This window comes from Photobacterium lucens (assembly GCF_009873615.1).
Taxonomy (GTDB): Bacteria; Pseudomonadota; Gammaproteobacteria; order Enterobacterales; family Vibrionaceae; genus Photobacterium; species Photobacterium lucens.
The window spans coordinates 20,723-28,636 of record NZ_SSMG01000463.1 but is presented as its reverse complement, the minus strand read 5'-3'; the positions used below and the strand labels follow the sequence as shown (position 1 = coordinate 28,636).

At 40.7% G+C, this 7,914-nt stretch carries 7 protein-coding genes and 1 tRNA gene; 3 read left to right on the top strand and 5 right to left on the bottom strand.

Features of this window, described 5'->3' with window-relative positions:
* Positions 1–247: 247 nt before the first annotated feature.
* From E5A76_RS18915 to E5A76_RS18905, 3 genes are all read right to left on the bottom strand, one after another.
* Positions 248–1,351, bottom strand: a complete 1,104-nt coding sequence (locus E5A76_RS18915; RefSeq protein WP_161119870.1) for an acyltransferase family protein — start codon at positions 1,349–1,351, stop codon at positions 248–250.
* 22 nt (positions 1,352–1,373) lie between these two features.
* Positions 1,374–2,342, bottom strand: coding sequence for an acyltransferase family protein (locus tag E5A76_RS18910; RefSeq protein ID WP_161119869.1), 969 nt, complete (start codon positions 2,340–2,342; stop codon positions 1,374–1,376).
* 336 nt (positions 2,343–2,678) lie between these two features.
* Positions 2,679–2,763 (bottom strand) — tRNA-Leu (locus tag E5A76_RS18905).
* A 237-nt stretch (positions 2,764–3,000) separates the two neighbouring features.
* On the opposite strand from E5A76_RS18905, the gene E5A76_RS18900 reads away from it, so the two are divergent.
* Complete coding sequence (locus tag E5A76_RS18900; protein ID WP_053987190.1) at positions 3,001–3,486, top strand: RDD family protein; 486 nt, start codon at positions 3,001–3,003, stop codon at positions 3,484–3,486.
* Positions 3,487–3,523: 37 nt separating this feature from the next.
* Here E5A76_RS18900 and lptG read toward each other — a convergent pair whose 3' ends face one another.
* Both lptG and lptF read right to left on the bottom strand, forming a co-directional pair.
* The gene (gene lptG, locus E5A76_RS18895; protein ID WP_161119868.1) at positions 3,524–4,597 is read right to left on the bottom strand and encodes an LPS export ABC transporter permease LptG; all 1,074 of its coding nucleotides are present in this window, start codon (positions 4,595–4,597) and stop codon (positions 3,524–3,526) included.
* Positions 4,597–5,697, bottom strand: a complete 1,101-nt coding sequence (lptF, locus tag E5A76_RS18890) for an LPS export ABC transporter permease LptF (RefSeq protein WP_161119867.1) — start codon at positions 5,695–5,697, stop codon at positions 4,597–4,599. The genes lptG and lptF overlap by 1 nt, the downstream gene beginning before the upstream one ends.
* A gap of 195 nt (positions 5,698–5,892) precedes the next feature.
* On the opposite strand from lptF, the gene pepA reads away from it, so the two are divergent.
* Together pepA and E5A76_RS18880 are read left to right on the top strand one after the other, a co-directional pair.
* Complete coding sequence (pepA, locus tag E5A76_RS18885) at positions 5,893–7,401, top strand: leucyl aminopeptidase (RefSeq protein WP_053987193.1); 1,509 nt, start codon at positions 5,893–5,895, stop codon at positions 7,399–7,401.
* 49 nt (positions 7,402–7,450) lie between these two features.
* The gene (locus E5A76_RS18880; protein WP_008989767.1) at positions 7,451–7,903 is read left to right on the top strand and encodes a DNA polymerase III subunit chi; all 453 of its coding nucleotides are present in this window, start codon (positions 7,451–7,453) and stop codon (positions 7,901–7,903) included.
* Positions 7,904–7,914 lie beyond the last annotated feature (11 nt).

Genomic DNA, 7,914 nt, shown 5'->3' with positions numbered 1-7,914 from the left:
GACTAATCATTCAACGAGTGCCCACACAGATTGCATGGTCAAATTGTTAAAGAACAATACTGATTACGTTGCTTGCCAGTGGCTTGCTCCGTGTCAGTGAGGTCGCATTATAGGGAGTTTGATCGCATTGACAAGTGTTTTTTTCGATAAAAATCACAATAACGAATCAAGCGTTCAATACTCCCTCAATCTTACCTATATCGAACAAAACTAGAGCAACAACTAACAAGATTCGATACTTTGATGATTATTTATTATCGATAATGCGCTTACCAAGAGCCTGCCCTTTTAGCTCTATATATCTATATGTCATCATCGAGACAGCGATAACAATACATAAAACTAACAACACTAGTAAGTTGTTATAGAAAACAGAACCCAAATCGATAAAACGTGCATCATTAATCATCGGTGCGATCTCTTTACCTATTACTTTTTGTCCAACCAGCGCCATGGAGGTGATCATAAAGAGGATTGCTGCATGAATGAGGTAAATAGAATATGACCATTTACCTAAAGCCTGAAATAGACCTTTATTAAATAGCTGCGAGATCACGCCTGATTCAAATGCAAAAAACAGCACTACAACGTAAAACAATAATGTGGCGTATATGTATCGATCTGCAATCTCATTAGAAACCAAGTAGGTCACTGCACTTAAAAGCACAATTTCAATAACAGAGCCAACAATGAAAGGGATCGATATATGCTTTATCTTGGTATAAACAACATAAGTAAATGCACCGCCAAAGAAGCACGATAAACCATTAAATACGTATGGTTGTAATAGATCAGATTTCTGCCCCATCAATATTAAGATCACAACAGCAATACTCAGCCAACTCCATACTTTAAATCGACCAAATAAAAACAGTGTCAAAAAGAGTAAAACGTATAAGTAGAACTCGATACTGATACTCCATGATGGATAATTAAATGACAACGGATCTGTCAATGATGTCCATGACTGTAACATCAATAAGTTAGGCAAGATTTGTGTAGGAGAACCATGCCCTGTAAAGGGTAATGCGTTAAAGCTAAAACCAGCCCCTTTATAAGCAAGGTATTTTACAACCTCCAACCCAATGAACACCATCAACATACAAAAGTACAATGGGTAGAGTCGGAAAAAGCGTGAAAGAATATAGGGTTTAAACTTTAAATTTTCTCTAAAACCATAGCTATGAGCTAATACAAAGCCACTTAAAGCAAAGAAAAACTCTACAAATAATTCACTGCCTCTAAAAAAAGGCAACTCAGTAACACTTCCGACGACACGAAAGTGAAATAGCACTACAGATAATGCACAAAGTCCACGAAAGGCATCAAGTGCTTCAAATCGTCTTGTCATATAACAACTCAACTTCAATCAATTAATGTCTAACGACTAACTTGGATTCAATGAAATGCCAACTAAACATTGCAAACGAGAAAACAAGCACTGTTGCAATGGCTGCACCTTCATAAATGTTTTCAAAAAAACCATACATGATTAGCGTTTGCAAGATCGGGAAGTGCCAAATATAGATACCGTAAGAAATATCACCAATGCGCTTACTCACTGCAATTGGTTTAACTTTAAACACAATCACATAGACCATAAAACTCACTGCAAAGGCATAAATCACAAACCAGCTTTGTAGAAATAAAACAGCAGGGATCAATAATAATAAATGCCAAGGCTTTAAAAATTTAGGCTCAGCAAAGTTCCAATATGCGCCCAGCATAAAGAACACTAACATTGACGGTAACTGTCGGTTAATACTGGCTGGTAAACCATGATATTCAATTAAATATTGCCCCAAGTAAAAACAGCCAACAGAAAGTACACCTAATACTATTGTCAGTTTTTTATTGTCTAATTTTTTATTAAGCACACCATAAATAATAGGCACACAAATATAAAACATCACTTCAATCTTGATTGTCCAAAGCGATGCATTAACAAAAGGTTGGAAGTTATGTTCAAACAAACCTGGCAAGGTTGGCTGTAAGAAATTCGCTAATAAGTAGTTAGCTGCGAGGTACTTAGCCGCACCATTACCTAAATAACTAGCAAAGCTATCTGAGTAATGAAGATAACCAAAAATAAATGCCGTTGTGATAACAATAAAATAAAGCGGATAAATACGTAAAAAACGTGATTTTACATACGTGGATAAGTGCTTACCTTTTAAGTAACTCTTTACGATCAAATAGCCACTGATCACAAAGAAACAATGAACAGCTAAACCACCAGGTACATACATGAGGTATTCATTTTGAGTTTCTATTCCCATATGAAAATAGAAAACAAGTACAGCGAGAAGAATTCGTAAGATATCAAAATTATTTTTAACCACGAGATAAGAACTCAAAAAATGAACAAGATATAATTATTGCACAGTTTTTTTTATTGTCGGAGGAACTGCTTATTTTCGGACAATATCTTCACATAAATTATGATAAATAAACGTGAGATAATATAAACCAGCTTCTCTTTTTCAGCGTTATCTCTCTGTTATTTTTAGCATACAACGCGAGAAATAATACTCAAACTCGAGTAATCGCCACTTATACCTCAAATCGTTTAAAGAGAAAAGTGATGGGAATCGTGCAAGGTTATTTGCAGAGATAAATATAAGGGGGCTCAGATACAACAAAGCCCCAATCTTTCGATTGAGGCTTTGTTTGAAATTTGGTGCCCGAGGACGGACTTGAACCGTCACTCCCGAAGGAAACGGATTTTGAATCCGTCGTGTATACCAATTTCACCACTCGGGCTGATGCTGGCTATTATACGTATACAATGCTGCTAGGCAAGCATTTATCGTTTAGAAACTCGCTCAAAGCGATTAAATGGTAATTTTTTATCCAATCAGCACTTTATTGCAGATAAACAAGCTGTTGACGGCAACTCTTTCTTACACATTCTGTAGCAATATCAGACATTCTCTGCCCTATCCTTTGCTGTTACACTCGTCCGTATAAATGGATAAACTAGCCTAACTCGGATGTTCTATGACAAAGTCAGCACAACATAATACAACACCGCAATACCCTACTTTATTTCGCCGCTTTGCCGCGTGGTTTTATGATGCACTCGTCGTTGCTGCAATCCTCATGCTCGCTGGCGGTATTGCTATGGCACTGATCGCTCTACTGCTTCATTTCGATATTCTTGATATATCTGGTCATGAAGATGTAAGCGCATACTTAACACTACATCCTTTGGCTAGCTCTATTTACACAGGTTACTTAGCTGCCGTGATTATTGGTTTCTATACCTACTTTTGGACACATGGCGGACAAACACTAGGAATGCGAGCATGGAAACTCAAGCTTCAAAATAAAGATGGTTCATCACTGACTACGACTCAAGCATTGATCCGCGCCACTACATCTGCGTTCGGTTTAGGTAATTTAATGGCTTTCAATACCAAGCGTCGAGCGTTACAAGATGTCATGGCTGAATGTGAAATGATCGTCACCAAAGACATTCGTTGAGCAATAAAAAAGGAGCCTTAAGGCTCCTTTCTTTGTTTTAAAGTTTACGTCTTAACAAATAAATCGTAATAAATAGGAAGACTAAACTTGGACCTAATGCACCGATAATTGGTGGCAGTCTATATACCAAGATCATCGGACCAAAGACCTGATCTGAAATGTAGAAAGCAAAACCAAAAAGCACACCCGATAAAACGCGAGCGCCCATCGTCACACTTCGTAGTGGACCAAAGACAAACGAGAGTGCTAATAACATCATTACTGCAATCGAAAACGGCTGTAGTGCTTTACGCCAAAATGCTAGCTCATAACGAGACGCATCTTGTTTCGATTCTTTTAAGTAGCTGACATAATTATAAAGGCCAGATAACGGTAACTCTTCTGGTTTCACTGTTACAACCGCTAGCTTATCAGGTGTCATTGTGGTGTCCCACTTCATTGATGCCACATGACTGTTGGTTAACTTGCTATCACCTGCAGTATCAGTGATCGTCACATCATGCATTGTCCAGCCTGTCGATTTCTCATAAATCGCACTTTTTGCTGACGTAACATCTTCAAGTTTACCTTTGTTATCAAACTTCCAGATATTAACAACATCAACTTTATTTAGATCGTGAACACGTCCCATGTAAATAAAGTCATTATCATTTTTCGCCCATACACCGCTTTGCGCTGCAATAACACTGCCGCCATATACCCAAGCAGAACGATATTCACGTGCCATTTTTTGTGCTTGAGGTGCGCCCCACTGACCCAGTAATACCACGATTATCATCATAGGTACGGCAGTCTTTAACGTCGACAGACCAATATCTAGCTTAGAGAAGCCTGCCGCTTGCATTACCACTAACTCAGAGCTCGATGCCAACATGCCTAAACCAATCAACGCGCCCAGTAATACCGCCATAGGGAAAAACATGATGATATCTTGCGGCATTGATAACAATACGAAGTACAACGCTTTTAATAGATCATAACTGCCTTGCCCTACTTTACGCAGCTGCTCAACATATTTGATGATTGCAGACAAACCAACCAATGTTGATAACGTCAAGGCTGACGTTGCAATGATCGTTCGACCTATATACCAGTCGAGAATTTTAAACATTAACTGCGTCTCCGTAATTTATCTTTGAAGCGTCGAACAGGCATTGAATCCCAGCTATTTAAGCCAAGTGCCACCAGCAAGGTTACGATGTTAATCGGCCACATCCCAATCGCAGATGGAATAATGCCATCTTCAATTGCTGATTTTGCTGATGAGATCGCTAAGAAATAGGCTAAGTAAATCAGTACCGCTGGTGCTAATTTAGCAAATCGTCCTTGGCGAGGGTTGACCGCAGACAGTGGCACAACAATCATCACTAACAGCGGAATACATAAGATAAGAGAAAAACGCCATTGCAATTCTGCTTTTGCGGCAAGGTTACTCTCTTTCATCAAATCAAGTGTAGGTAACGCTTCCCAGTCACGATTGCCTTGCTTCACTTCACGTTGACCAATAAGGGCTTGGTAATTATTGAAGTGTGTAATGGAGTAATTTAATTGGGTAGGGATACCTTCATAGCGGGTACCGTCATTAAGCTCTAACATTTGACGACCATCAGGCTGCTCGGTGAGCATACCATGATCAGCCACCATCACACTTGGCTGCAAGGTGTCTGTTGCTTTTAATTGGGCAATAAAGACTTTACTTAATTTTGAGCCTTTGTCGGTAATGTCATCAACAAACACCACGCCTTTGCCGTCAGGAGTTTGTTGGAACGTCCCTTTCACCAGCATATTTAAGCCAGGACCCGCTTTCGCCTTTTCCATTACTTGCTCAACATGATCTTGTGACCAAGGGGCTAGCCATAACGCATTCACTGCTGCAATTGAGCCAGTGATTAATGCTAATGCTAATGCTGATTGGAGTAACAACTTATTACCCATACCAGTTGCATTCATCACTGTGATTTCACTTTCAGCGTACAATCGACCGAAAGTCAGTAAGATACCGATATAGAGGCTAAGAGGAAGCATTAACAATGCCATAGAGGGAATCGATAATCCCATCAAGGTCATAATGAGATCACTCGGGATCGAGCCATCGCTTGCATCGGCTAAAATGCGAATAAACTTTTGGCTAATAAAGACAAGGAAAAGAACAAAAAGTACCGCAATTTGGCTCTTTAATGTCTCTCTCGTCAAATACCTAACAATAATCACGCGTTATATTCCCATAGAAAACTTGTTTTTTTGATGGAATCACTATAGTTTTTCGTTAAATCAGTTATTTTTTTATCTTTCAGCTAAATGAAAGACCGCATTCTAAGCGTATACCGAAATCTCGGTAGAGCAAACAAGTGTGGTATTATCCAACATTTAGCGTTAATTGTCTTTATTAGGATGTTAGGAGTACGCATGGAGTTCAGTGTAAAAAGCGGCAGCCCCGAGAAACAGCGTAGTGCTTGTATTGTCGTTGGCGTCTTTGAACCACGTCGCCTCTCTCCAATCGCGGAACAGCTAGATAAAATCAGTGATGGTTATATTAGCTCCTTACTGCGTCGCGGCGACCTTGAAGGTAAGCCTGGGCAAATGCTCTTACTACACCATGTACCAAATGTACTATCAGAGCGTGTGCTTCTGGTTGGTTGTGGTAAAGAACGTGAACTTGATGAACGCCAATATAAGCAGATCATCACCAAAACAATCAGCACCTTAAATGAAACAGGTTCAATGGAAGCGGTTTGCTTCTTAACTGAACTACACGTTAAAGGTCGTGATACTTACTGGAAGGTACGTCAAGCGGTTGAAACCACCAAAGACAGCCTATACACCTTCAATCAGTTTAAGAGCAACAAACCTGAAACACGCCGCCCGCTACGTAAATTGGTATTTAATGTGCCAACTCGCCGTGAATTATCTCTAGGTGAGCGTGCTATTTCTCATGGCTTAGCCATTGCTTCAGGTGTTCGTGCAAGTAAAGACCTAGGTAATATGCCGCCAAACGTGGCAAACCCTGCTTACCTTGCATCGCAAGCTCGTCGTCTTGCTGATGATTTTGAAACGGTTTCAACTAAAATCATCGGTGAGCAAGAAATGCAATCTCTTGGTATGACGTCATACCTCGCGGTTGGTCGTGGCTCGAAAAACGAAGCCATGATGTCAGTTATCGAATATAAAGGTAACCCAGATCCTGACGCTAAGCCGATTGTCCTCGTTGGTAAAGGCTTAACGTTTGATTCAGGCGGTATCTCTATCAAGCCTGGCGCACAAATGGATGAGATGAAGTACGACATGTGTGGTGCTGCATCTGTTTTTGGCGCAATGAAAGCGCTTGCTAAGCTAAACTTACCAATTAACGTGGTAGGTGTGTTAGCGGGCTGTGAAAATATGCCAGGTGGTAACGCTTATCGTCCCGGCGACATCTTAACCACCATGTCAGGTCAAACCGTTGAAGTATTAAATACTGATGCTGAAGGCCGTTTAGTACTGTGTGATGCACTAACGTATGTTGAACGTTTTGAACCTGAATGTGTTATCGACGTAGCAACCCTAACAGGTGCTTGTGTTGTCGCACTGGGTAATCACATCAGTGGTTTAATGGGTAACCATAACCCACTTGCTCACGAAATCATTAATGCTTCTGAGCAATCAGGTGACCGCGCTTGGCGTTTACCAATGAGTGACGAATACCAAGAGCAAATCGCGAGCCCATTTGCTGATATGGCAAACTTGGGTACTCCAGGTGCCGGTACGATCACTGCAGGTTGTTTCTTATCTCGCTTTACTAAGAAATACAACTGGGCCCACCTTGATATCGCAGGTACAGCTTGGAAAGGCGGTGCAGCGAAAGGTTCAACAGGTCGACCAGTCCCTCTCCTTGTCCAATTCTTGTTAAACCGAGCTGGCCAAGAGATTGTCGAGTAAAAGACATTGAAAAGGGCCGTAAGGCCCTTTTCTTTAGGAACAAAAAACCATGACTCATGCTACGTTTTATATAATCGATGATAAGCAAGAAAGTGCTGATACAGATTTTCAGTGCCATTTTGCCTGTCATCTAGCTGCCATGAGTTACCGACAAGGCAATAAAGTTTATCTTCTTGCCGCAAATAAACAGCAAGCAGAACAAATAGATGAATATCTATGGCAACAAGATCCCGACAGTTTTGTTCCTCACAACCTCGTCGGTGAAGGCCCTAATGGTGGCTCTCCCGTTGAGATTGGCTGGGCAACATTACGTCATACAGGGCATCGTGCCACGCTAATTAATTTAGCGGAAACTGCACCAAATTTTGCCGTAACCTTTGCACAAGTGGTAGACTTCGTTCCTTGCGACGAAAAGCTCAAGCAGTTAGCGCGTGAGCGTTACAAGGCATATCGTCTTGCAGGCATTCAAATTACGACTGCCGCTGCTACTGAGACGCCCTAAATTCCACATAG